We start from the raw sequence: 23,261 nt of genomic DNA, 5'->3' as shown, positions 1-23,261 counted from the left end.
CTACCACCGCCGGAGGCGCCAACTCCGCCTGGGCCGTTTGACGCCCATCGAGTTCGAGACCATCATGAACACGACCGCCGCACTGGCGGCGTGACTACAACCTGTCACCTATTCGTGCAGCAGTCCCCAGTCCCGATGTAGACGAATGGCATGCCTCAGTGTGCGCGCTGGCGACGGAGCCGGCCGGAAGTTCTCCACACCCGTTGGGGTCGGGCTGCTCCCTTCGACAGGCTCAGGGAGCGTGAGGTCGTTCGGTCACTGAGCTTGTCGAAGTGACGTGTTGTGCCTGGCTGCTCCCTTCGACAGGCTCAGGGAGCGCGGGGCGAGACTCAGGCGGTGGCGCGGGCGATGACCTCCGCCGCGTAGTCGGGCACGGCATTGTCATCGTCGCGTGGTGGTCGCTCGTAACCGCCCGATGCCGGACGTTCGGGGATCACGATGTCCTCCCGCGAGACGGGCTCGGACGGGATCTGCGACAGCAGGTGCGCCATCATGTTGACGCGCCCGCGCCGCTTGTCTTCGTTGTCGACCTCGAACCACGGCGACTCCGGGATGTCGGTGTGGACGAACATCGTGTCCTTGGCCCGGGAGTAGTCCTCCCACTTGGTGATCGATGAGACATCGTTCGGGCTCAGCTTCCAGCGGCGCATCGGATCACGGGCGCGGTCGTGGAAGCGGCGTTCCTGTTCGACGTCCGAGACCGAGAACCAGTACTTGAGCAGGATGATGCCGTCCTCCACCAGCATCCGCTCGAAGATCGGTGCCTGGTGCAGGAACCGGTGGTACTCGGCGTTCGTGCAGTACCCCATCACGTGTTCGACACCCGCTCGGTTGTACCAAGACCGATCCATCAGAACGATCTCGCCCGCCGCCGGCAGATGTGGCACGTAGCGCTGGAAGTACCACGTCGTCTTCTCACGCTCGGTCGGCGTCGGCAGCGCGACGATGCGCGTGACGCGCGGGTTCAGGTACTCCGAGACGCGTTTGATCGTCGAGCCTTTACCCGCCGCATCCCGGCCCTCGAAAATGACCACGATGCGCGCCCCGCTAGCCTGCACCCACGCCTGCATGTCGACCAGGCGCGCCTGCAGCGCTTTCAGCTCGCTCTTGTACAGGGCTTTCGGCATCCGCTTGCTCATGGCGCCACCCTACGCGTGGCCCGGGTCAGGCGTGGAGAGCCTCGTTGAGTGTCACGCCGACGCCCGCACGGCGGACGGCCTCGACGGCACCCGAGACAGAATTGCGCCGGAAGAGGATCCCGTCGCTGCCCGAGAGCTCGGCCGCCTTGACGACGGGCACGGTGCCGGCGGCCGTCGGCGCGGCGTCGACGAGCGCGACCTTCGTACCGGCGGTCACGTAGAGTCCCGCCTCGACCACGCAGTCGTCGCCGAGCGAGATGCCGACACCGGCATTCGCACCGAGCAGGGTGCGCGCGCCGATCGAGATGCGATGCGTCCCGCCGCCCGACAGCGTGCCCATGATGGATGCGCCGCCGCCGATGTCGCTGCCGTCACCGATGACGACGCCCTGCGACACGCGTCCCTCGATCATCGAGGACCCGAGGGTGCCGGCGTTGAAGTTGACGAATCCCTCGTGCATGACCGTCGTGCCGGGAGAGAGGTACGCGCCCAGGCGCACGCGCGAGGCATCCGCGATCCGCACGCCGACGGGAGTGACGTAGTCGGTCAGGCGCGGGAACTTATCCAGCGAGCCCACCTGGATGCCATCGCGCAGCAGCAGGGGACGTAGGCGGGTGGCATCATCCGGATGCATCGGGCCGGCGTTCGTCCACGCCACGACGGGCAGGTGTCCGAAGATCCCGTCGAGGTTGATCTCGTTCGGCGCGGCCAGCAGGTGCGACAGGACGTGCAGGCGCAGGTAGGCGTCAGAGGTCGAGGCGGGGGCGGCGGCGAGGTCGATCTCGACCGTCACGGCCTCGACCGTGACGGCGCGGCGGTCATCGTGGGCGGCCAAACGGTCGACGTTGTCGTCCGCAATCGCCGCATCCCGCCCGGTCGGCACGCGTCCGGGTTGCGGGTTGGGGTACCAGGTGTCCAGCACTGTCCCGTCGCTCGAAATCGTGGCGAGTCCCTCGCCCCACACCCACCGCTCGATACTCATGTCTCCCACGCTACCGAACCGCGCGGGCCCGGGTTCGCCACGACGGCGCCGGTACACTCGGGGGATGCCTCAGCTCGACCTGACCATGTCGCCCGTCGAGCTCACCCGGGCACTCTGTGACATCCCGAGCGTCTCGGGAGGCGAGGCCCCGCTCGCGGACGCGATTCACGCGGCGGTGTCGGCTTTGCCGCACCTCGAGGTGTTCCGGGACGGTGACACGATCGTGGCCCGCACGACGCTCGGTCGCGAACAGCGCGTCGTGATCGCGGGGCACATCGACACGGTTCCGATCAACGACAATCTGCCGACGCGCGATGTGGTCGTGGACGGCGAGGAGTGCATCTGGGGTCGCGGCACGGTCGACATGAAGGCGGGCGTTGCGGTGCAACTCGTGCTCGCTTCCGAGCTGGCCGAACCCCGGGTCGACATCACGTGGATGTGGTACGACCACGAGGAGGTGGATTCGAGTCTCAATGGGCTCAATCGGCTCTCGAGAAGCCGGCCGGATCTTTTTGCCGCGGACTTCGCGATCCTCGGGGAGCCTTCGGGCGGAGAGGTCGAGGGTGGATGCAACGGCACCCTCCGAGCGATCGTCCGCACTCACGGCGTGCGAGCGCACTCGGCGCGCTCCTGGATCGGCGAGAACGCGATCCACAAGGCGGCTCCGATCCTCGAGCGCCTGGCTCGCCACCGGGCGCAGACCGTCGCGGTTGAGGGGCTCGACTACCGCGAGGGGCTGAACGCCGTCTCGATCTCGGGCGGGATCGCCGGCAACGTGATCCCCGATCTCTGCGAGGTCGAGGTCAACTTCCGGTTCGCCCCCAGCCGCTCCGAACTCGAGGCCGAACAGCACGTCCGCGATGTATTCGAGGGTTTCGAGGTCGAGATCGTCGACCTCGCGCCGGGTGCGCGTCCGGGACTGGACGCCCCGCTCGCCCGGGAGTTCGTCGCGGCCGTCGGCGCGGAACCTCGACCCAAGTACGGGTGGACGGATGTCGCGCGCTTCTCCGCCCTCGGAGTGCCTGCCGTGAACTACGGACCCGGCGATCCGCACCTCGCGCACCACGACGAGGAGCGGGTGCCGATCGCCCAGATCGAGGCCGTGGCGCGCGGTTTGCGGGCGTGGCTGACGGCGTGAGCGGGGCCGAGGCCGATCGCCCCGACGAAGACGCGTTGCTGGTACGCCCCACCCGAGGGCCGGGGCTGGTTCTCGGGATCGCGCTCATCTACCTGGCGGCGCGGCTGGTGACGACCGGACTGATGCTGCTCGCTTCCGCGATGTCGGGCCCGGATTCACGTTTCGGGGTCGACCCGGGACTCGGGCCCTTCATCATCGGCTGGGATGCGCAGTGGTACTGGCTGATCGCGGTCAGCGGCTACCCGGCGCAGCTCCCGCTGACCGACACGGGCGCCGTGGCCGAGAATGCCTGGGCCTTCATGCCCATCTACGCCTTCCTCTCGGAGGTGGTCGGCACTCCCTTCGGGTACTGGGGTGCGGGTGGCCTACTCGTCGCAATCGCGGCGGGCTTCGGCTGCTGCCTGGTGTTGTTCCAGATGACGCGCGAGCGTATCGGCGACACTGCCGCGCTATGGTCGGTCGCCCTGTTCGCGTCCGCGCCCCTCGCGGCCCTGTTTCAGGTCGCGTACGCCGAGTCCCTTTTCGTGCTCTGGCTGCTCCTGTCGATCTGGTGCGTCCAGCGCCGACGTTATGCCTGGCTGTATCTGCTGATCCCGCTCATGGCCTTCACCCGACCGGGGGTGCTCGCATTCGCGCTGTTCCTCGGATTGTTCGGCCTCTGGCGGTGGTTCCGTCGCGATGCTGAGCCGCTACGCCGGATCGAGATCGTACACATCCTCGCGCTCGGGGCTTTGGCGGTGGCGACCGGCTTTGCGTGGCAGCTCATCGTCGGGATCGTGACGGGGGACCCCGGCGGATACCTGGCGACGGAGCTGGCCTGGCGGCGAAACTGGGTCGAGGACGGGGGAGTGTTCGTGCCGTTCCACGGCTGGTTCGCGGGCGCGGAGTTCTGGCTGCGGTCGTGGGGCGCGCCCGCGGGAGTCGGGATCGCGGCGGCGGTCGTGCTGATGCTCGGTGCTGCCGCGCTCCTGTTGTTCGAACCGCACGTGCGGCGGCTCGGGGTGGAGGTGCGGCTCTGGGCCGCGAGCTATCTCGTGTACCTCTTCGCGGTGTTCTTCCCCCAGTCGAGCATCTTCCGGCTGCTGTTCCCGCTCTCGCCGCTCTGGGGTGCGGTCGCTGCGCCGCGCTCGATCATCTGGCGGATCGGGGCGCTCGCAGTGTGCCTTGTGGGGCAGTGGTGGTGGATATGGAACATGTACGGGCTCGCAAACATGTACTGGCAGGTGCCCTGATATACCGCTCGGCCGATTCGTGTCGGTGAGCAGGATAAACTGGACTCAAGATTTCGCGACGAAAGGGGCCGCTATGGCAGCCATGAAGCCGAGGACCGGCGACGGACCGATGGAGGCTGTGAAGGAGGGGCGCCTGATTATCGTGCGGGTGCCGCTCGAAGGTGGGGGGCGTCTCGTGGTTTCGGTCAACGATGCCGAGGCCAAGGAGCTTCACGATGTTCTCTCTGGAGTTGTCTCCGCATAGAGATCGTCATCAGGCCGGTTCCGTTCGCGGGACCGGCCTTTCTGCGTCCCCGGGCGTCCGCGTCCGCCCCCGCATCCATGATCCGAGTGCACGGCTTGCGCGCGAGTGCACGGCTTACGCGCGGTTCGGAAGTCGTGCACTCGCGCCGATGCCGTACGTTCTGCGGTCCATCCGGCGTTACTCCGTGATCTTGGTGAGTTGCAGCAGCCCGTCGCCGACGATCGACAGGGCCGGCATGACCGCCTGCGACCCCTGCGTCTCGTGGATGAGCGAGCGAAAGGCCGTTGTTATCGGGTCGCGCTGGACAGGGTCGGCGACGCGCCCGTTCTGCAGGGCTCGGGGGATGAGCACCGTCCCCCCGACGCGCACCAGACGCAGACCGTGGGCAACGTACTCCAGGATGTGCTCGGGATCGGCGTCGATCAGGACGATGTCGTATGCCGACTCGTTCATGCGCGGCAGGACGTCGGCGGCACGACCGGTGATGAAGCGCGCCCGCGCGGGCGGGATGCCCGCGTCCGCGAAGGACTTGCGCGCGGCGGCGAGATGCTCGGGCTCGGCGTCGATGGTCGTCAGGACGCCTCGCGCGCTGCCGCGCAGCAGCCACATGCCAGACACCCCGGCGCCCGTGCCGATCTCGACCAGGTTGAGGGCGTCGGAGGCGGCGGTGAGCACGGCGCACTGCGCGCCGATCGCCGGATCGATGGGGACGATGCCCAGCTCGAGCGAGTGCGCGCGAGCCTTCGCGATCGGATCGGGCTCGGTGACCTGCTCCGTCGCGTATCGCCAGCTGGCCTGCTGTCCGCTCACGCGCTTGTCCATTTTCCCTAGATTACGCGGCAGTTGCGGACTCTGACCGCAGGCGCGGCGAGTAACCTGGACTCATGTTCTTCGGGCTGACGATCGAGAAGCTTCTGCTGATCGGTGTCATCGCCGCCCTGTTGGTCGGGCCCGAGAGGCTGCCCCGGTACGCCGAGGGCCTGGCGAAGCTGCTCGGCCGCCTGCGAGAGTTCCTCCGCGGTGCGAAGACGCGGGTCCGCGACGAGATGGGCGAGGACTTCGACGACGTCGACTGGCGCCGACTCGACCCCCGTCAGTACGATCCGCGGCGCATCATCCGTGAGGCGCTGCTCGACGAACCCCCGCTCAAGCCGGTCAGCCCGGGCGCACCTCGACCGGCCACCGCCGCGCTCGGCGGCGCGGGGGCGGCGGGCGCCAGCGCGGGTGTTGCGGCGCTGGCCGGAGCCTCCGATGCCACCGCGGCCTCGGCATCCGCGGCCACGGACGCCGCCGCTACCGCATCCGCAGCGACCCCGTACGACTCCGAAGCCACCTGAGCCTTTTGCTCCGCTCAGGTGAAGGAGAGCACCTCGTCGCCCCAGGCCGCGCGTAGGCCACCGTCGAGGTCCGGCACGATCCGGTCGACGCGGTCGATCACCAGCGTGGCCCGGTCGGTGGCCGTGTAGGGCTCCCACGCGGCGGCCCCCTCCGCCTGGGGCGAGCCATCCACGGCGAACCCGATCCAGCGCTGCTGGAAGCGCCGTGAGAGCTGGTGCCCTGTTCGCATCCCTCCGAGGCGGAACGTGATGTCTTTCTTGCCGCCCTGCATGTTGCCCCACAGGTACGGCAGCTCGGTCGCGTGGGTCGCCCCGATACCGAGCAGCCTGAGCATCGGGGTCGCCCAGTCGAAGCGATACAGGTACGTCGGCGCGACCGCGGCGTGGCCTTCCACGACCCAGAGGGTCGGCATCCGGAATCCGAGATCGCGCGAGATCGCCGGGCCCTGCTTCCTCAGCCGCAGACCCGCGTAGGCCGACAGGATCTCCGCGTCGGCGGGGATGTCGAGATCGGGGCGGTCGTCTCGTAGGTCGGCCGACATCTCTTCGATCGCTTCGCGCGAGACCGGCATGAGCGGGGACTTCATCATCGTGAAGAGCGACGTCTCGTCGCGGTTGGTTCCGATCAGCAACGGCACGGGCAGGGCACCGCCGCGCGCGAAGACGTCGACCGGATGCTCCGGCACCAGGTCGCCGTCGACCACGGGTGTGAAGGCCAGGGTGCCGGGTTCATCGAGGGGCGTTGCCGCGTAGACGGTCATCGCGGCCGCGGCGAGCCGATCGGCCGGGATGTTCCGGAATGACGAGACATCCGAGGGATCCGCTTCCGCTGTCTGAAGGAGCTCGCGCGCCATGCGCTCGGAGCGGTCCTGCCCGTACACCGAGGTCGCGGGCGAGCTCTCGGCAATGGCTCGATGAAACAGGCCCTCTGCTGCCGGTGAGGTCATCAGGGTCGTCACGATGCCGCCGCCGGCGGATTCGCCGAACAGCGTCACCCGCCCCGGGTCGCCGCCGAACGCCGCGATGTTGTCGCGCACCCACTCCAGGCCGAACAGGATGTCGCGCAGCGCGAGGTTCGTCTCGAACGTCTCGGACTCGGTCGAGAAACGCGAGAGATCGGCGAAGCCCAGGGCGCCCACCCGATAACCGACCGTGACCAGGACGATCTCACCACTCGCAGCGAGCGACCGGCCGTCGTACATCGGCTGCGCCGTCGCGCCGAACATGTACGCGCCGCCGTGCACCCACACCATCACCGGTCGCGGCTCCGCTGCGGAGACGTTCTCGGCTGCCCACACGTTGAGAGTCAGGCAGTCTTCGCTCTGCACGGCGTCCTCGGGCAGTCGGATGGCGGGCGAAGCCGTCTGCACGGGGATGGGACCGAACCGCGTGGCGTCGGCCGCGTCGGACCAGGGTTCCGGGTGCTGCGGCGCGCGCCAGCGCAGCGGACCGATCGGTGGCGCGGCGTACCGGATGCCCTTCCACGAGCGAACCGCGCCGTCGATGTCGCCCCGCACCGGTCCATGCGTCGTGCTGACGGTCACGGTCAAGGTCGTGTCGGATGCCATGGGTCTCCTTCGAGATCAGTGCGGTCTTCGCGATCAGCGCGGCGTCACCGTGAGAGGGCGCCCGGCCAGACCGCGGGGCACACCCGCGAGCCGAGCGGCCAGGTCGATGAGGGCACGGCGGGCGGGATCCTCCGCTGCGGCATCCGTCTCGTCGCCCGTCTCGTTCAGCGTTGCCGTGAGGGGGGTGCCCGCGTCGCCCGCGGTGCGCAGGGCCGGGCTGAGAGGAATCGACGCGAGCAACGGGACGCGACCGGATGCGTCCGGTCCCTCTGATGCCGACAGCGCGGCCGCGACCTGCGCACCCCCGCCCGAACCGAACAGGTCGAGCACGGTTCCGTCGGGCAGCGTGAAAGCGGCCATGTTCTCGATGACCCCGATGACCCGCTGCCCCGTCTGGCGCGCGACGAGAGCGCTGCGGATCGCGACATCGGATGCCGCGGCCTGGGGTGTCGTCACGACCACGACCTCGGCGTGGGGGAGGAGCTGGCCGACCGAGATCGCGATATCGCCCGTACCGGGTGGCATGTCCAGCAGCAGGATGTCGAGGTCGCCGAAATGCACGTCCGTCAGGAACTGCTGCACGGTGCGGTGCAGCATGGGCCCCCGCCATGCGACGGCCGCGCCCTCGTCGCCCTCGCGCAAGAACATGCCGATCGACACGGTCTTCACCCCGTAGGCCACCGGCGGCAGGATCAGGTCGTCGATGCGGGTCGGGCGGACCGTTCGGCCCTCGGCGTCGACCAGGCCCAACAGGCCGGGGATCGAAAAGCCGTGCACATCGGCATCGATGAGTCCCACGCGGAGCCCCCGCGCGGCGAGTGCCACGGCGAGATTCGCGGTGACCGTGGACTTGCCGACCCCACCCTTGCCGCTGGTGACCGCGATCACGCGGGTGAGGGATTCGGCCGTGAACGGGATACCACGGGGGCGGCCTGCTCGCAGGCGCTCGGTGAGGGCTGCGCGCTCCGCCGGGGTCATGACGCCGACGTCCACGTGCACATCGAGGACACCGGGCACGGATGCGGCGGCGCGGCGGACGTCGGATTCGATCCGCCCCGCGGCGGGGCATCCGACGATCGTCAGGGCGATCCCGACATCCGCTATTCCGTCCGTGACCGCGATCTGGCGCAGCATGTCGAGGTCACCGATCGGCTGTCGCAGTTCGGGGTCTGTCACGGCACCCACCGCCACGCGCACGGCGTCGGTCAGCTTCTGATCGACTCCGAGCCCGAATCCGGGGTCGTCGCTGTCAGCGCTCATCGGTTGCCGCGGTATCCGCATCGGACGTCTCGCCGCGTGCCTCGAGACCGTCGAGCAGCGTCTTCAACTCGGTGCGGAGTTCATGGCGGAGGACGTCCTTCGTGACGACCTCGCTGCTGACATCCGTGAGGGCGAGGCGAAGAGCGACGATCTCTCGAGCGAGGTACTCGGTGTCGGCGAGATTTCGCTCTGCGCGCTGCCGGTCCTGCTCGATCTGGACGCGGTCGCGGTCATCCTGACGGTTCTGCGCGAGGAGGATCAGGGGAGCGGCATACGAGGCCTGGAGGGACAGGACCAGAGTCAGGGCTGTGAACCCGTTCGCCGCCGAATCGAACCGGAGTCCCGGGGGGAACATCGTGTTCCAGACGATCCACAGGGCGCAGAAGAGGCTCAGCCCGAGCAGGAACCACGGCGTGCCCATCTTGCGCGCGATCCACTCGGTGAAGCGGCCGAACCGGTCGCGCGAGGGCTGCGGTGTGCGCGAGAGCACGCCGGCGCGCCCACGTGGCGCGTCCAGCGTGACCCGGCGCGACGTCCGCGCCATCAGCGTCGCCTCGATCCGGCGGCACGGCTCGCGGGACCGGATGCTGACGCATCCGCATCCTGCGAGCGCCAGTCGTCCGGCAGCAGGTAATCGAGCACATCGTCGACGCTCACCGCGCCCACGAGGCGGTGTGCAGTGTCGACGACGGGCAGCGAGACGAGGTTGTAGCTCGCGAGCAGACGGGCGACCTCGGCCGCCGAGGCGGTGGCGTGCACGGGCTCGACCGAGTCGTCGATGATGGCGCCGAGGCGCTCGTGCGGGGGATAGCGCAGCATCCGCTGGAAGTGCACCACACCCAGCAGGCGGCCCGTCGGGGTCTCGTAGGGCGGGAGGGTGACGAAAACGGCGGCGGCGAGGGCGGGGTGCAGTTCGTGCCGGCGGATGAGCGCGAGCGCCTCGGCCACCGTCGCGTCGGCGGACAGCACGATCGGCTCGGGCGTCATGAGTCCGCCCGCCGTGTCGGGGCCGTAGGCAAGCAGCGCGCGCACGTCGTCGGCCTCGTCGGGCTCCATCAGATCGAGCAGCTGCTCGGAGCGGCCCTCGGGAAGCTGGGCGAGCAGGTCGGCGGCGTCGTCGGGCTCCATCGCGTCCAGGATGTCGGCGGCCCGCTCGTCGCCGAGCTGTTCGAGGATGTGCGCCTGGTCGTCTTCGGGCATCTCTTCCAGCGCGTCGGCGAGACGGTCGTCGGGCAGCTCGCCCGCGACCTCCATCATCCGCGCGTCGGGCAGGTCGAGCAGGGTGTTGGCGAGGTCGGCGGGCAGCAGCTCGGAGTACGAGGCCACCAGCTGCTCGACCGACTGCGACTCGCCGGGCGCCATGCGCTCGCGCACGTCGCTCCAGTTCGCGAACGTCGTCGGTCCCTTGGCGAAGGGACTGGCGCTCGTCTTCGGGCGGCGCAGGAACAGTTGGCCGATGGCCCACTCACCCAGCCGGTTGCGTTCGATGGCCGCATCCTCGATCACGGCTTCGCCCGAGCCGTCGATCAGGTGAACGCGCCGTCCGAGCAGCTCGGCCAGGACACGCACCTCACCGCCGCGCGGCTGGAAACGGCGCACGTTGATCAGGCCCGTCGTGATGACCTGGCCGGTCGCGATCGACGTCACGCGTCCGATCGACACGAAAACGTGTCGGCGACCGGGGATCTCGACGACCAGCCCGACCACCCGCGGCGGGTCGCTTGCCCGGTACACGACGACGACGTCCCGGACGCGTCCCAGGCGGTCGCCCGCGGGGTCGAAGACGGCGCACCCGGCCAGGCGCGCGACAAAGACCCTTTGCGTGCTCACTGCTCCAGCGTAGCCCCGACACAGATGCTGCCTAGGGAGGGCGTGGGACAATGGGCGGATGAGTATGTTGGGACCCGCCCCTACGGGCAAGCGCGCCGAAGCCGTCGGCGAGACCATCGCGAGCTTTCCGACCTACGAGGGCGCGCAAAAGGCCGTCTCGGCGCTGATCGCGGGTGAGGTCCCCGCGCGCGACATCGCGATCGTCGGGCAGGGGCTTCGTTCGATCGAACGAGTGACCGGACGCCTGGGGTACGCCACCGCCGCACGTTCGGGTGCCGTCAACGGCCTGCTGATCGGCCTGTTCTTCTCGGCGATCCTCGTGCTCGGCAGCCCCTCCGTTCCGATCCAGGCCTTCGTCGGTGTGCTCTTCGTCGGTGTCGCCGTCGGGATGCTCCTCAGCATCATCACGTACTCGTTCATTCGTCGGCGCCGAGATTTCGCTTCGGTCATGCAGGTGCTCGCGGACCACTACGAGGTCACGGTCGGGGGCGACAACCTCGCGAAGGCGCGGCAGGTGCTGGGTATCGGCGGCGGGGCTTCGGCATCCGCTCCTGCTCCCTCTGCTTTCCCCGCTCCCGGTTCCGACGTGCCGCCGCCGGTACCTCCCGCGCCCGGTGGTTCGGCTGGACCCGGCGAGCGGCCTCCGCTGCCACCGGACGCCGCGCCGCCGCGCTACGGCGAGCGCATCGACCAGGCGGCGCCCGAGGCGCCCCGCGAGGCACCCGCGCGCTACGGCCAGCGCATCGAGTCCGCCGTGGCTGCTGCGCCTGTTGAGCCCGATGACGCGAATTCGGACGCATCCGACCGTGCCCCCGAGGGCTCGACGGACGACCAGCACACGGCCACCCACTCAGACGCCGACGGCCGCAGCGGCTCGTGAACGGAGGAGATCTCCGTTTCGGAGGACGGATGTCGGTGCCTGCATCCTCCGAAGGCGAGATCTCCTCCGCAACGGCGGGCGTGGAGCGGTGGCCCGTGGCGCTCCCGACGGGCGAGGTCAAGGTCAGCGTCGCTTCGCAGCGGCCGACCGCGGCCTGGGCTACCCTCGTCCTCGCGCACGGTGCCGGTGCGGGGTTCGACCACCCGTTCCTCGTGGGCTTCGCGGACGCGCTGGCGCACGCGGGTATCGCGACGGTGCGCTTCAACCTCCCCTATCGCGAAGCGGGACGACGGATGCCGGGGCCCGCGGCGCACGCGATCGCCACCTGGCGCGCGGTTATCGACCGTGCGCGGGGGGAAGCACCCGCGGGCGAGCCGCTGTGGGCGGCCGGCAAGTCCTACGGAGGTCGCATGGCCTCGATGGCAGAGGCCGAGCGGCCGCTCGGCATCACGGGCCTCGTGTACCTCGGCTATCCGCTGCATCCGCCCGGCGACCCGGCCAAGGAGCGCGCGGAGCACCTGCCGCGGATCGCCGTGCCGCAGCTGTTCGTCGAGGGCACCAACGACCCCTTCGTCGTGCCCCACGAGGGGCTGGAGCGCGCCGTCTTCGCGTGTCAGGACGCCCAGCTCACCTGGATCGAGGGCGGTGGGCACTCGTTCGAGGTGAAGGGTCGGAAACGCCCCGCAGAAGACGTCGGTGCCGCTCTGGCACCCCTCGTCGCGGACTTCCTCCGCGCCCGACTGCTCTGAGGTCTGCACGCTCCCTTCGACAGGCTCAGGGAGCGTCGTGGTAGTCGGTCGCTGAGCATGTCGAAGCGACTCAGACCTGCGGCGCGAGCCGAGCCATCCAGGCTTCGACATCGTCCGCAGACCGCGGGATGTCGGCCGAGAGGTTGACGGGACCCATCGTGGTCATCAGGATGTCGTCCTCGATGCGCACACCGATGCCCCGGTACTCCTCGGGAACCGTCACATCGTCGATCTGGAAGTACAGGCCCGGCTCGATGGTGAACACCATGCCGGCCTCGAGGACGCCGTCGTAATACATCTCGCGACGGGCCTGCGCGCAGTCGTGCACATCGATACCGAGGTGGTGGCTCGTGCCGTGCACCATGTAGCGGCGGTGTTGCCCGCCCGTCTCGGGTGCGAGGGCCTCATCGGCCGTGACCGGCAGCAGGCCCCACTCGGCCACGCGCGCCGCGATCACGGACATCGCGGCTTCGTGCACATCCCGGAAGCGGGCTCCGGGGCGGGCCGCGCGCAGCCCCGCATCCGCCGCCTCGCGCACTGCCTCGTAGACACGACGCTGCACATCGGTGAAGCGGCCGGAGACGGGCAGGGTGCGCGTGATGTCGGCGGTGTAGAGGCTGTCGACCTCGACACCGGCATCGATCAGCATGAGATCGCCGGGGATGACCGGCCCGTCGTTGCGTGTCCAGTGCAGGTAGCAGGCGTGGGGACCGGATGCCGCGATCGTGTCGTAGCCCTCCCAGTTCCCGTCCGTGCGCGCGCGGAGGTGGAAGACGCCCTCCACGACGCGCTCGCCGCGAGGATGCGCGACGATGCGGGGGAGCGAGCGGATGATGTCGTCGAATCCGTCCGCGGTGACCTGCACCGCGAGGCGCATCTGCTCGATCTCGAAGGCGTCCTTGACGAGTCGCAGCTCCGACACGAAGCGTGTCAGGTGCTCGTCCTCACCGACCACGAGATCGTCATCGGATGCGTCGAACGCATCGATGTGCGCCGTCTCGAGCGCCAGGTCGGCAGCGACACCCGCGAGGGCGGGGCGCGGACCGATCCAGAACTCGCCGATCGAGGCGTCGGCGTAGAACTCGGCCGTATTGCGGTCGGCGCGCTCGCGGAAGTACAGGGTCTCGGAGTGTCCGTCCTCCGTCGGGTCGAACACGAGAACGGCGTCGGGCTCGGCATCCCGCTCCCACCCGGTCAGGTGCGCGAAGGCCGAGTGAGCGCGGAAGGGGTAGTCGGTGTCGTTGCTGCGGACGGCGACACCACCCGCCGGAACCACGAGACGCTTGCCCGGGAACGCCGCCGAGAGCACGGCGCGACGGGCCGCGGCGAAGGCGGCCTGCGGGCGGGCTGTGGGAGACGGCTCGGGGCGCTCGGCCCATCCGGTCGAGATCGTGTCGAGAAAGCCCTGGCCGAATCGCTGGCGGCGGTTCGCAGTAGCCTGCGCCTCGCGCTCGTCGCGTGCGGCCTCGGCCTGGTCGGCCGTGCCCTCGGACACCGTGTTGGTTTCACCTGTCGTGCTCATCGTTCCAGTCTCGCACGCGTGCCGCGGTGGCGCCCGGGGAGCGGCTCGCTCAGCCGGCGGGCTCGAGCTGGACGACGAGCGGCCGGTGGTCGCTGCCCGACCCGTCGAGCGAGCGCAGCACGATCGATCCGGTCGCCTTCCAGTTGGGTGTCGAGAAAACGTGATCGATCGGTGCTCCGGCGAGCGCGGGAAGGTCGGTCGTCCAGGTGCCCACGCCGCCGTTTCCGGATTCGGATGCCGCGTCGTGGCAGTAACCGAGCGTTCCGCCGTCCACACCGAGGCGTGCCATGTGGTCGATCGTCGCGTTGAAGTCGCCAGCCATGATCACGTTGCCGGTGGCGCACTGGTCGGCCAGCCAGCGCAGGTCCTCGCGCCAGTGCTCCATGTCGTCTTCTCTCGGGGCCACGGCGTGGACGGCGACGACGATCGGTCCCTCGCCGTCGACCGGCATGGCGACGGCGCTCGGGAGCACCGCGGTGTTGCTGGAGCCGTCCTGCGACGACTCGATGACCGAGTAGTCCCCGAGATCGGGAGAGATCAGAAGTGTCGTGGACCGGGCATCCCAGGTGTCGACGCCGACGCTGAACTCGACGTGGTGCGCCCACATCGGTCGACCGAGTTCGCGCATGGCGACCGCGATCTGTTCACCGGTCTCGATCGTCGTCTCGGGGAGGGAGACGATGTCCGCCTGCATCGCGACGGCGGTCTGCGCCACGGAAACGGGATCCGTCGCCTCGCCGGCCGTGTTCCAGGTCATGACACGGACGCTCGTCTCCGTCTCGGCCGGAAGCTCGGTTGTGCCGAGGCCCCGCGTCATGACGATCGCGCCGTTGCCGAGCGTCCCGACGATCGCGACCAGGGCCATCGAGAGAGCGAAGCCACGGAGGGGGCGGGCGATCGCGAGGAGCAGCATCAGGATCGCGGCGATCGCGAAAGCGACGGCGACGAGTGATCGGAAGGCCACGATCTGAACGATCGGGAACGTCTGCTCGACCCGGAAGAACGAGGGCCAGGTCAGCACCGCTGTCGCGATCGCGAACAGCACGGCGATGAGGATCCCGAGCACACGCAGCACGCTCTGACTCTAGAAGCCGAGGCTGGGAGAACGACGCACGCCGGCGCCCCCGGCGGCTCCCGCTCCGATCCACATCAACGGGCGGGGGTACGCTCATGGGGTGAGCGGGCAGCGGCGATTCGAGCGGCGATTCGAGGGGCCGAGCGACCTGCACCTGCACTCGCTGCGATCCGATGGGACCGAACCGCCCGAGACCGTCGTCCGGGCGGCCCATCGGTACGGACTCCGCACGATCGCGCTGACCGACCACGACACGACCGCGGGCTGGGCGGAGGCCGCAGAGGCGACCACGTCGCTCGGCATGACGCTCCTGCCGGGCATGGAGTTGAGCGCCAAGCACGGCTGGCGAAGCGTCCATCTGCTGGCGTACCTCTTCGACCCCGACAACGCGGCCCTCCGGGCCGAGATGGAACGCGTTCGTACGGACCGGATGGGTCGGGCCGAGCGGATCGTCCGCAACATCTCGCGCGATTACGACCTGTCGTGGGCGGACGTCGTCGCCCAGACATCCGACGGCGCGACCGTGGGTCGACCGCACATCGCCGATGCGCTGGTCGCGCGCGGCCTCGCCATCGATCGGTCCGCGGCCTTCGAGGGCATCCTGCATCCGCGCGAGGGGTATTACGAGGGGCACTACGCCCCCGACCCGCTCAGCGCCGTTCGTCTGGTCATTGCGGCCGGAGGTGTGCCGATCGTCGCGCATCCGACCCCCGCCGGGCGGGGACGGATGATGCCGGTTCCGTATCTGGAGGAGCTGGTCGACGCGGGTTTGGCCGGGTTCGAACTCGATCATCGCGAGAACACCCCCGAGGGTGTCGCCGTGCTGCGCGGGATCGTCGGACGGCGGGATCTGATCGTCACGGGTTCGAGCGATTACCACGGCCTCGGCAAGCCGAATCTGCCGGGCGAGAACACGACCTCGGACGAGATGGTCGAACGGATCGTCGATCGCGCCACCGGAGTGGAGCCCGTCTACCCCTGAGCGCCCCCAGCGGTGCCGCGAAAGTGACCCGCAACACGGCGCGCCTGTTCGCGGCATCCGCGCCTCCGATCGACGTAGCGGATGTCGAGAACTGGCGCCGACGTGGTGTCGGGAGCCCCCGGGAACGACGAAGCGGCCCCCGTCCGGAAGAGGATGGGGGCCGCTCGTTGTGATCAGGTCAGGCGATCAGGAGAGCGCCTTGGTCTTGATCTGGTCGTACTCGGCCTGCGTGATCGTGCCGGCGTCGAGGAGGGCCTTCGCCTTGGCGATCTCGTCAGCGGGGCTCGTGCCGGCCGCCTGCTTGATGTAGTCCTCCTGCGCGCGCTGGTAGGCCTGCGCCTGGGCGGCGCTCCGCTCGCCCATGCCCCTGCCTCGGGCGATCAGGTAGATCAGCGCGCCGAGCCAGTTGGTGAGGAGGAGAACGACGATCCAGACGGCCTTCCACCAGCCGCTCAGCTTGTGGTCGCGGAACAGGTCGGTGATGATGGAGAACAGGACCATCAGGTAGGCGAAGAAGATGAAGATGGCCAGGAACCACCAGATGAGGTCCCAGAAGGAACCCCAGAAGCCCTGGTACTGGTAGCCGGTCGTGGTGACGGCCTCGGTGAAGATGCGCACGGGTGTGCCTTTCAATCGGATGATCGGCGCCTGCGGGCGCAACCGCTCAAGATAGCGGTTGGCGCCATTTCGCGGGAGTAGATCTGCTCCGTGGGGCTGAACCCGTACGCCGACCGCCGAGAGAGCGGCCGGCGTGAAGGCTTACGCGGTGGGCGCGCTGGGCGCGCCGGACGAGCCACCCGAACGGCGGCGACGACGGCGACGCGACGGAGCGGGTCGGCCATCGTGGTGCTCGCTGCCGCCACCATCGTGCGTCCCGCCGCCCTCGGCGCGGGGTGCGTCAGCGCCGGCGCTCGATGTCGTGGTGCTCGATGACGCGGAGGCCGCAGTCGCGCCTTCGCTGCCGTCACCCGAACGCGAACGTGAGCGCGAACGACGCGGGCGGTCGCCTGCGGGCGGGGCGGAACGCTCCCGCGGCTCCTGGGTCTTGACGGCCGCCGTGCGCGGTGCCGTCGTGAGTCGTCCCTTGGTGCCCGCCGGGATGTCCAGGTCGGTGAAGAGGTGCGGGCTGGAGGAGTACGTCTCGGTCGGCTCGGGCTGACCGAACTCCAGCGCCCGGTTGATGAGCGCCCACTTGTGCAGGTCGTCCCAGTCGACGAACGTCACCGCGATCCCCGTCTTTCCGGCGCGCCCCGTGCGGCCGGCGCGGTGTAGGTAGGTCTTCTCGTCATCCGGGATCGTGTGGTTGATCACGTGCGTGACGTCGTCGACGTCGATGCCGCGTGCGGCGACGTCGGTGGCGATCAGGACATCCTTCTTGCCCGCCTTGAACGCCGCCATCGAACGCTCGCGCGCCTCCTGGCTCATGTCACCGTGCACCGAGGCGGTGTTGAAGCCGCGATCGCCGAGCTCGTCCGACAGGCGCTGAGCGGCCCGCTTCGTGCGCGTGAAGATCACGGTCTTGCCGCGACCCTCGGACTGCAGGATGCGGGCGATGACCTCGTCCTTGTCGAGCGAATGCGCGCGGTAGACGAGGTGCTTGATGTTCGCCTGCGTCAGACCCTCGTCGGGGTCGGTCGCACGGATGTGGATGGGGTTGGTCATGAAACGACGAGCCAGCGCGACGATCGGGCCGGGCATCGTGGCCGAGAACAGCTGCGTGTGGCGGATCTGCGAGACCTTGGTGATGATCTTCTCGATGTCGGGCAGGAACCCGAGGTCGAGCATCTTGTCGGCCTCGTCCAGCACGACCTCGGTCGCATTCGAGAGGTCGAGAAGGCGCTGATTGTTGAGGTCGATGAGACGCCCCGGGGTGCCGACGACGATCTGCGCGCCGGCCTTCAGCTGGTCGATCTGACCCTCGTACGCCTTGCCGCCGTAGATCGCGACGACACTCGTCGAACGGTTCGAGGTCAGCATGTCCATGTCCTCATAGACCTGGACGGCCAGCTCGCGCGTCGGGACGACGATGAGCGCCTTGACGCCGGGGGAGGGGTCGAGCCCGAGACGCTGGACGACGGGGATGCCGAAGCCGAACGTCTTTCCGGTGCCCGTCTTGGCCTGGCCGATGATGTCCTGTCCAGGGAGCCCGAGGGGGATCGTCTGCTCCTGGATCGGGAAGGCATCCACGATGCCCTTCACTGCCAGAGCGTCGACGATGTCTTGATCGACACCGAGTTCGGCGAAGGTCGTCACGATATGAGCCTGTCCGGCAGTGAGATGCTGCCTGGGTGCTTGCCCCGTAGGGCAGAAAGGGTTATCCACGCCCTTCACTCAGCCACAGGCGCGGGGTCCCGATCCGACGCCGGGACGAGCCCCAGCCTACCCGAGGCTCCGCGGCGCGCCTCTTCCGCCACTCCCCGCGCTTGCCCCGGCGGTCGCGCGCCCCCGCGGCTAGGCTGATCCCGTGTTCAATTGGTTGCGCCGTCGGCGCACGCCGCGTCGCGTGCTTACCCTCCGGTCCCGGGGTGAGTCCTCCGGCGCGACCCGCGTCGACTTCTCCGAACTCGCACCTGATGTGCAGACCTTCCTGGGTCAGGCCGCCTACCTGCAACTCGGATATTTCGAGACACTTACGCAACTGATCACCTCGACACCGGAGTTGGCGCAGAAAGAGGCGCTGTCGCGCGCGGCGGGTGCGGCGCTGACCAAGCATCAGGAGATCGTCTCGCTCATCCGCGAACGCAACGAGGACCCCACGACGGTGATGCTGCCCTTCCGCGAGCAGCTCGATGCGTTCCGTCGTGTCACGAGCGGCGAGCGGCCGATGGAGACGCTGCTGAGCGTGCACTTGACCGCGGGGCTGCTCGACGACTTCTACCACGCGCTCGCCTCGACCTATGGGGATACCGGGCGACGAGTATCCGTCATCCTCGAGGCCGACGATGACCGTGGGGCGATCGTGGAGATCATCGGGGCGACGATCGTGAGTGACGAGGAATGGCGTTCGCTGTTGTCGATGTGGGGGCGGCGTCTGGTCGGCGACACTCTGCTCGTCGCGCGGGCGGCGCTGACGACATCCGTCGGTCTCGACCGTGCCGCCGAAGAGAAGGTCGAGCCGGTGTTCACCGAGCTCATGGCCGCGCACTCGCGACGGATGGATGCGGTCGGCCTGAACGCCTGATCCGCGACCGCGAGGTCCTCAGACGAGCTTCAGGCGGACTCGCTCGCGCTCATCGTGCGCGGCGCGCGCACGAGACACGACGAGGATTACCGCGCCGGTCACGGCGGCGGGAATCAGGATCGACCCGACCCACAACCACGGGTTGCTCTCGGCGAGTCCGAGCCACGTCAGGCTCGTGTAGATCACGGCCGCGATCGCCGTCTCCAGCAACGGAGCGAGCGCGACCCCGCGTGTCGGGCGCAGTGGCAGGGCGAAGTGCAGTGCCAACCCGATCGCGACGGCCGCGACGAGCGCGAGGACGATCAGCATGTCAGCCGACGAAACCGATGCGGCGTGCCTCTTCGGTGCCGAGCTCGACGTACGCGAGGGCCGCCGTGGGGACGATGTAGGAATTGCCCTTGGAATCGGCGAAGGAGACGTGCGAAGCGGATGCGTCGAGTGCCTTCGCGACGGATGCGCGGACGGTCTCGGCGGATTCGGACGTCTCGAAGTTCAGCTCACGGCCGGTGTTGGCGATGCCGATGCGAATCTCCACGGGTGACTGCCTCTCTGCTCTTCGGGCGCGACGCCCGACTGCTCTGAAACTCTACGACACGGGTGGGAGAGGGCCGCCCGGCTGGGTCACGCTGAGGGCGAACGCCCCGGTGCGCGGGATGCTGCGAGTTGTGCCATGTGGCCGGAATTCGGAGCGCATAACGACCGGAGGACACAACTCGCGGGGCGGAGAGCGGTGTCGGGAGGGCGCGTTAGCGTGGGGGGATGAGCATGGATGGCGGCGGGGTGGGCGACCTCGACGCGGCACAGGCAGCCGTCGCGATGTTGCCGCCGGATGCCTCGGGCGTCGTCATCGGCGCGCCCGGCACCGGCAAGACCGAGGCCCTGATCGCGCGCGTGGCGCGTCTGCTCACCTCCGCGAGCGTGGGCGTGGACGAGGTGCTCGTGCTCACACCCACCCGCCAGACGGCGACGGCGCTGCGCGACCGGCTCGCGCTCGTGGGCGGGGTGGCGACCCCGGGGCCCCTGGCCCGTTCGATGGCCTCCTTCGCGTTCCAGCTCGTGCGTGCCGTCGCCGTGCAGCGTGGTGGTGAGCCCCCGCGTCTGCTCACGGCGCCGGATCAGGACCGCATCATCGCCGAGCTGCTCGCGGGGGATGAGCGGGACGCCGAGCGCGGCGTCCCGCGATGGCCCGCATCGCTCGGTCCCGCGGTGCGGGGATCGCGCACATTCCGTGCCGAGCTGCGGGCGCTGCTCGCGGAGTGCACCGAGCGGGGCATCGGCCCCGCCGAGCTGGCGGCCGCGGGACGACGCCTGGGGCGCGAGGCGTGGGTGAGCTCGGCGGAGTTCTTGACCGACTATCGGTTCACGGTGGACGCGATGCGCTCCGATCACCGTGATCCGGCCGAACTGTTGCGTGAGGCAGCGGCGATCCTCGCGACGGCGCCCTCGGGCGCGGCGGGCGAGGCGCTGCTCGGCCCCCCGGCTCGGCTGCGTGCCGTGCTCGTCGACGACGCTCAAGAGCTCACGCGCGGGGGGATGGCTATGCTTCGGGGCCTGCGGGCGCGGGGCGTCGCGGTGCTGGCCTTCGGTGATCCCGACATCGGGTCCGGCTCGTTCCGTGGGGCGTCGCCCGAGCTTTTCGCCCGCCTCTGCGACGCGCTCGGCACGCTGCACGTCCTCGACGATCAGCACCGGTCGACCGCGGCGCTGACACGGATAACGCGCGAGGTGACGTCCGCGATCGGGGCGTCCGGACGTGTCGAACATCGTCGGGCGCCCGGGCCCGAACTCCCGCCGGATGCCCGCGTGCGGACGATCATCGCACCCTCGCCACACGAAGAGATCGATCGCATCGCGCGGGTGCTGCGCGAGTGGCACATCGTCGACGAGATCCCCTGGTCGGCGCTCGCCGTCGTGGCCCATGACACCCGCCAGGTCGGTGAGCTCGAGGCCGAACTGGCCGCGCGCGAGGTGCCAACGCGTTCGTCCAGCCTGCCGCGGCCGCTCGGGAGCGAGGGCGTCGTACGCGACCTCGTTCAGCTCGTGCGGCTCGGCATGAGTGCCCCCGACACGCGAGATTCCGACGCGCTGGCGGCGGCGTTGCTCTCACCCTTCGGCGGATTGGACGCGGTCGGACTCCGGCGTCTTCGTGCTCGTCTGCGGCATGCCGAACTCGCCGATGGCCGTACCCGCCCGGCCCGCGAGCTGCTGCACGAGGCCATGGCAAACCCTCTCGAACTCGCTCTGCTCGACACGCCCGAGGCCCGAGCGGCCGAGCGTCTGGCCACGACTCTGCGCGTGCTGCACGATGACGCCCAGCGGGGTGCCACCGTGCACGATCTGCTGTGGGTCGCGTGGGATCGTGCGCGGGATGGCGGGGGTCGACCGCTCGCTCGCGTATGGCACGAGCTCGCCACGACCCCCGGCACGCTGTCGGCGGAGAGCGGTCACGCGCTCGACGCGCTCGTGGCGCTGTTCGATGCCGCGAAGCGTTTCGTCGAGACATCCCCCAACGAGACGCCCGAGGCGTTCCTCCGCCGCATGGTCGACAGCGAGGTGCCCGAAGACATGCTGACGTCGCCGGATGTGGCCGAGACGGTGTCCTTGCTCACACCCGCGGCGGCACTCGGCACGCAGTTCGAGGGGATCGTCATCGCGGGCGTGCAGGACGGTGTGTGGCCGAACGTGCGACTGCGCGGCGGCCTGCTCGACACCTGGCGGCTCGGCGATGTGGCGGCAGCGGCGGATTTCGGGCGAGCGGATGCTGCGGACGGCTCTCCGGGTTCCGGGACGACGGACACGCTCGACCGGCGCCGTGCCGCGCTCCATGACGAACTGCGGCTGCTCGTCCGCGCCGTATCCCGAGCGCGCACCCGCCTCGCGGTGACGGCCGTCGACGACGACGATCGCGGGCCGAGCCCGTTGTTGAGCTTCTTCCCCGAACCCGACGACGCGGACGATGCGTCCGGTGCGGTGGATCATCCGCTGACTCTTCGCGGACTCGTGGCCCAGCATCGGCGTGCGCTCACGACGCCCGTCGCACCCGCTCCGGTGCGCGCGCACGCGGCCGGTCAACTCGTCGTGCTCGCTCGCGCGGGAGTGCCCGGAGCGGCCCCGCATCAGTGGTACGGCCTGGCCGAGGCATCCTCGAACGGTCCGTTGCGTGACCCCACCCGCGCGCCGGTGCACGTCTCGCCATCGAAGCTCGACGCGTTCGATGCGTGCGGCCTTGACTGGGCGATCCGCGCCCTCGGCGGGGACACACGTTCGTGGTCGGCGGGGGTCGGAACGATCCTGCACGCGGCCATGGAAGAGGTGCCGAGCGGCGACCGCGATGCCCTGCAGGCCGTCGTCGACGGGCGTTGGGGCGAGCTCGATTTCGAGGCGCCGTGGATGTCCCGCAAGGAGCACGCCTGGGCGGGGCTGCTCGTGGACCGACTGCACGCATACCTCGAGCGCTTCCATCGCGAAGAGGGTCGTGCCGTCGGCGCCGAGGCGCGCTTCCGCCTCGCGATCGACATGGATTCCGTGGCGAGCGCCGAAGGGGGCGGGGAGGCGGCGCCGGATGTCTGGGCCCTCCGTGATGGCGAACGGAACGAGGATGGGGAACCCCGCGCGGACACGGGATCGAACATCCCGGAGGGTCGCCGGCTGGCGCTGCTCAGCGGATCGGTCGACCGCATCGAGGTCTATCCCCCCGGCCGTGGGGAATCCTTGGATACCGGGCACGGGGGCGGTGCGGAGCGGGTCGTCGTCGTCGATCTCAAGACGGGGCGTTCGGAAGACAAGGTCACCGACGAGAAGGTCGCGGAAGACGCCCAACTCGCGGCGTATCAACTCGCGCTTCTCGAGGGGTTGCTCCCCGGCGCCGATCCGACGGCGAACGCGGGCGCCCGCCTCCTCGTCCTGTCGAAGACCCTGAAGAACACGCACTACCGTCTCGCGCGTCAAGCCCCCATGGATGCCGCGCGTCGGACGTCGTTCCTTCGCACCATCATCGACGTGGCCGAGGGGATGTCGTCCGACCGGTTCGATGCGAACCTCGACACGCATTGCACGACGGACCGCTTCGCCGTGTGCCGCATCCACACGATCAAGGCGGTGTCGGCCTCGTGAGCGCGATCGTGTCGGCCGACACCGCGTCC

22 protein-coding genes are annotated in these 23,261 nt (G+C 69.5%); 9 read left to right on the top strand and 13 right to left on the bottom strand.

What is annotated here, in order from left to right:
* Positions 1 to 329: 329 nt before the first annotated feature.
* Together ppk2 and dapD are read right to left on the bottom strand one after the other, a co-directional pair.
* Complete coding sequence (gene ppk2 / locus ACIQ0W_RS15070; RefSeq protein WP_396643493.1) at positions 330 to 1,139, bottom strand: polyphosphate kinase 2; 810 nt, start codon at positions 1,137 to 1,139, stop codon at positions 330 to 332.
* Positions 1,140 to 1,164: 25 nt separating this feature from the next.
* Positions 1,165 to 2,121 (bottom strand): 2,3,4,5-tetrahydropyridine-2,6-dicarboxylate N-succinyltransferase, encoded by a 957-nt coding sequence (gene dapD / locus ACIQ0W_RS15065; RefSeq protein ID WP_396643492.1) that lies wholly within the window; start codon positions 2,119 to 2,121, stop codon positions 1,165 to 1,167.
* Positions 2,122 to 2,185: 64 nt separating this feature from the next.
* On the opposite strand from dapD, the gene dapE reads away from it, so the two are divergent.
* The 3 genes from dapE (at position 2,186) to ACIQ0W_RS15050 (ending at position 4,735) form a co-directional block, all read left to right on the top strand.
* Positions 2,186 to 3,259: a succinyl-diaminopimelate desuccinylase gene (dapE, locus tag ACIQ0W_RS15060; protein ID WP_396643491.1), complete on the top strand. Its 1,074-nt coding sequence runs from the start codon at positions 2,186 to 2,188 to the stop codon at positions 3,257 to 3,259.
* Positions 3,244 to 4,491 carry a hypothetical protein gene (locus ACIQ0W_RS15055; RefSeq protein WP_396643490.1) on the top strand — a complete coding sequence of 416 codons (1,248 nt, stop codon included), beginning with the start codon at positions 3,244 to 3,246 and terminating at the stop codon, positions 4,489 to 4,491. Before dapE ends, ACIQ0W_RS15055 begins: the two co-directional genes overlap by 16 nt.
* A gap of 73 nt (positions 4,492 to 4,564) precedes the next feature.
* A complete protein-coding gene (locus ACIQ0W_RS15050; RefSeq protein WP_081766366.1) occupies positions 4,565 to 4,735 on the top strand; it encodes a DUF3117 domain-containing protein in 171 nt (56 codons plus the stop codon).
* Between the two features lie 177 nt (positions 4,736 to 4,912).
* Here ACIQ0W_RS15050 and ACIQ0W_RS15045 read toward each other — a convergent pair whose 3' ends face one another.
* Positions 4,913 to 5,557 carry an O-methyltransferase gene (locus tag ACIQ0W_RS15045; protein ID WP_396643488.1) on the bottom strand — a complete coding sequence of 215 codons (645 nt, stop codon included), beginning with the start codon at positions 5,555 to 5,557 and terminating at the stop codon, positions 4,913 to 4,915.
* 62 nt (positions 5,558 to 5,619) lie between these two features.
* On the opposite strand from ACIQ0W_RS15045, the gene ACIQ0W_RS15040 reads away from it, so the two are divergent.
* The gene (locus ACIQ0W_RS15040) at positions 5,620 to 6,072 is read left to right on the top strand and encodes a Sec-independent protein translocase TatB (RefSeq protein ID WP_396643487.1); all 453 of its coding nucleotides are present in this window, start codon (positions 5,620 to 5,622) and stop codon (positions 6,070 to 6,072) included.
* 14 nt (positions 6,073 to 6,086) lie between these two features.
* On the opposite strand, the gene ACIQ0W_RS15035 is transcribed toward ACIQ0W_RS15040, so the two are convergent.
* Genes ACIQ0W_RS15035 through ACIQ0W_RS15020 form a run of 4 tightly spaced genes read right to left on the bottom strand, consistent with a single transcriptional unit; the run spans position 6,087 to position 10,730 of the window.
* Positions 6,087 to 7,640, bottom strand: coding sequence for a carboxylesterase/lipase family protein (locus ACIQ0W_RS15035; protein ID WP_396643485.1), 1,554 nt, complete (start codon positions 7,638 to 7,640; stop codon positions 6,087 to 6,089).
* 33 nt (positions 7,641 to 7,673) lie between these two features.
* Positions 7,674 to 8,900 (bottom strand): Mrp/NBP35 family ATP-binding protein, encoded by a 1,227-nt coding sequence (locus ACIQ0W_RS15030; RefSeq protein ID WP_396643483.1) that lies wholly within the window; start codon positions 8,898 to 8,900, stop codon positions 7,674 to 7,676.
* A complete protein-coding gene (locus ACIQ0W_RS15025) occupies positions 8,890 to 9,444 on the bottom strand; it encodes a DUF1003 domain-containing protein (RefSeq protein WP_396643482.1) in 555 nt (184 codons plus the stop codon). Before ACIQ0W_RS15025 ends, ACIQ0W_RS15030 begins: the two co-directional genes overlap by 11 nt.
* Positions 9,444 to 10,730, bottom strand: coding sequence for a magnesium transporter MgtE N-terminal domain-containing protein (locus ACIQ0W_RS15020; protein ID WP_396643481.1), 1,287 nt, complete (start codon positions 10,728 to 10,730; stop codon positions 9,444 to 9,446). Before ACIQ0W_RS15020 ends, ACIQ0W_RS15025 begins: the two co-directional genes overlap by 1 nt.
* Before the next feature lie 58 nt (positions 10,731 to 10,788).
* Here ACIQ0W_RS15020 and ACIQ0W_RS15015 point away from each other — a divergent pair, with 58 nt between their 5' ends.
* Together ACIQ0W_RS15015 and ACIQ0W_RS15010 are read left to right on the top strand one after the other, a co-directional pair.
* On the top strand, positions 10,789 to 11,610 hold the full coding sequence (locus tag ACIQ0W_RS15015; RefSeq protein ID WP_396643480.1) for a general stress protein: 822 nt from the start codon (positions 10,789 to 10,791) through the stop codon (positions 11,608 to 11,610).
* A gap of 35 nt (positions 11,611 to 11,645) precedes the next feature.
* Positions 11,646 to 12,359 (top strand): alpha/beta family hydrolase, encoded by a 714-nt coding sequence (locus tag ACIQ0W_RS15010; RefSeq protein ID WP_396643479.1) that lies wholly within the window; start codon positions 11,646 to 11,648, stop codon positions 12,357 to 12,359.
* Positions 12,360 to 12,429: 70 nt separating this feature from the next.
* Here the strand turns inward: ACIQ0W_RS15010 and ACIQ0W_RS15005 are convergent, their stop codons facing one another.
* Entirely contained in the window at positions 12,430 to 13,881 is a 1,452-nt protein-coding gene (locus tag ACIQ0W_RS15005) for an aminopeptidase P family protein (RefSeq protein WP_396643478.1), read from the bottom strand.
* Between the two features lie 49 nt (positions 13,882 to 13,930).
* Positions 13,931 to 14,956, bottom strand: a complete 1,026-nt coding sequence (locus tag ACIQ0W_RS15000; RefSeq protein WP_396643477.1) for an endonuclease/exonuclease/phosphatase family protein — start codon at positions 14,954 to 14,956, stop codon at positions 13,931 to 13,933.
* 100 nt (positions 14,957 to 15,056) lie between these two features.
* Here ACIQ0W_RS15000 and ACIQ0W_RS14995 point away from each other — a divergent pair, with 100 nt between their 5' ends.
* Positions 15,057 to 15,938, top strand: a complete 882-nt coding sequence (locus ACIQ0W_RS14995; RefSeq protein ID WP_396643476.1) for a PHP domain-containing protein — start codon at positions 15,057 to 15,059, stop codon at positions 15,936 to 15,938.
* Between the two features lie 186 nt (positions 15,939 to 16,124).
* Here the strand turns inward: ACIQ0W_RS14995 and ACIQ0W_RS14990 are convergent, their stop codons facing one another.
* Both ACIQ0W_RS14990 and ACIQ0W_RS14985 read right to left on the bottom strand, forming a co-directional pair.
* Positions 16,125 to 16,556: an SHOCT domain-containing protein gene (locus ACIQ0W_RS14990; protein WP_396643475.1), complete on the bottom strand. Its 432-nt coding sequence runs from the start codon at positions 16,554 to 16,556 to the stop codon at positions 16,125 to 16,127.
* 141 nt (positions 16,557 to 16,697) lie between these two features.
* Positions 16,698 to 18,191, bottom strand: coding sequence for a DEAD/DEAH box helicase (locus tag ACIQ0W_RS14985; RefSeq protein ID WP_396643474.1), 1,494 nt, complete (start codon positions 18,189 to 18,191; stop codon positions 16,698 to 16,700).
* A gap of 211 nt (positions 18,192 to 18,402) precedes the next feature.
* Here ACIQ0W_RS14985 and ACIQ0W_RS14980 point away from each other — a divergent pair, with 211 nt between their 5' ends.
* Positions 18,403 to 19,119, top strand: a complete 717-nt coding sequence (locus ACIQ0W_RS14980; protein ID WP_396643473.1) for a ferritin-like fold-containing protein — start codon at positions 18,403 to 18,405, stop codon at positions 19,117 to 19,119.
* An 18-nt stretch (positions 19,120 to 19,137) separates the two neighbouring features.
* Here the strand turns inward: ACIQ0W_RS14980 and ACIQ0W_RS14975 are convergent, their stop codons facing one another.
* Together ACIQ0W_RS14975 and ACIQ0W_RS14970 are read right to left on the bottom strand one after the other, a co-directional pair.
* A complete protein-coding gene (locus tag ACIQ0W_RS14975; protein WP_304686842.1) occupies positions 19,138 to 19,428 on the bottom strand; it encodes a hypothetical protein in 291 nt (96 codons plus the stop codon).
* Position 19,429: 1 nt separating this feature from the next.
* Positions 19,430 to 19,654: a DUF3107 domain-containing protein gene (locus tag ACIQ0W_RS14970; protein WP_304686843.1), complete on the bottom strand. Its 225-nt coding sequence runs from the start codon at positions 19,652 to 19,654 to the stop codon at positions 19,430 to 19,432.
* A gap of 224 nt (positions 19,655 to 19,878) precedes the next feature.
* Between ACIQ0W_RS14970 and ACIQ0W_RS14965 the strand changes: the two genes are divergently transcribed.
* Positions 19,879 to 23,232, top strand: a complete 3,354-nt coding sequence (locus ACIQ0W_RS14965) for an ATP-dependent helicase (protein WP_396643472.1) — start codon at positions 19,879 to 19,881, stop codon at positions 23,230 to 23,232.
* The last annotated feature ends 29 nt before the right edge of the window (positions 23,233 to 23,261 follow it).

Source organism: Microbacterium sp. (assembly GCF_044340635.1).
Lineage (GTDB): Bacteria > Actinomycetota > Actinomycetes > Actinomycetales > Microbacteriaceae > Microbacterium.
Note: the sequence above shows the minus strand (reverse complement) of the source record. Positions and strands in the feature narration are given on the sequence as shown.

Excerpts from the sequence above, each read along its gene's own strand:
- ACIQ0W_RS15045 (WP_396643488.1), bottom strand. The coding sequence starts at position 5,557 with ATGGACAAGCGCGTGAGCGGACAGCAGGCCAGCTGGCGATACGCGACG.
- ACIQ0W_RS15040 (WP_396643487.1), top strand. The coding sequence starts at position 5,620 with ATGTTCTTCGGGCTGACGATCGAGAAGCTTCTGCTGATCGGTGTCATC.
- ACIQ0W_RS15050 (WP_081766366.1), top strand. The coding sequence starts at position 4,565 with ATGGCAGCCATGAAGCCGAGGACCGGCGACGGACCGATGGAGGCTGTG.
- ACIQ0W_RS15005 (WP_396643478.1), bottom strand. The coding sequence starts at position 13,881 with ATGAGCACGACAGGTGAAACCAACACGGTGTCCGAGGGCACGGCCGAC.
- ppk2 (WP_396643493.1), bottom strand. The coding sequence starts at position 1,139 with ATGAGCAAGCGGATGCCGAAAGCCCTGTACAAGAGCGAGCTGAAAGCG.
- ACIQ0W_RS14975 (WP_304686842.1), bottom strand. The coding sequence starts at position 19,428 with ATGCTGATCGTCCTCGCGCTCGTCGCGGCCGTCGCGATCGGGTTGGCA.
- dapE (WP_396643491.1), top strand. The coding sequence starts at position 2,186 with ATGCCTCAGCTCGACCTGACCATGTCGCCCGTCGAGCTCACCCGGGCA.
- dapD (WP_396643492.1), bottom strand. The coding sequence starts at position 2,121 with ATGAGTATCGAGCGGTGGGTGTGGGGCGAGGGACTCGCCACGATTTCG.
- ACIQ0W_RS14965 (WP_396643472.1), top strand. The coding sequence starts at position 19,879 with ATGAGCATGGATGGCGGCGGGGTGGGCGACCTCGACGCGGCACAGGCA.
- ACIQ0W_RS15025 (WP_396643482.1), bottom strand. The coding sequence starts at position 9,444 with ATGGCGCGGACGTCGCGCCGGGTCACGCTGGACGCGCCACGTGGGCGC.
- ACIQ0W_RS15030 (WP_396643483.1), bottom strand. The coding sequence starts at position 8,900 with ATGAGCGCTGACAGCGACGACCCCGGATTCGGGCTCGGAGTCGATCAG.
- ACIQ0W_RS15015 (WP_396643480.1), top strand. The coding sequence starts at position 10,789 with ATGAGTATGTTGGGACCCGCCCCTACGGGCAAGCGCGCCGAAGCCGTC.
- ACIQ0W_RS15035 (WP_396643485.1), bottom strand. The coding sequence starts at position 7,640 with ATGGCATCCGACACGACCTTGACCGTGACCGTCAGCACGACGCATGGA.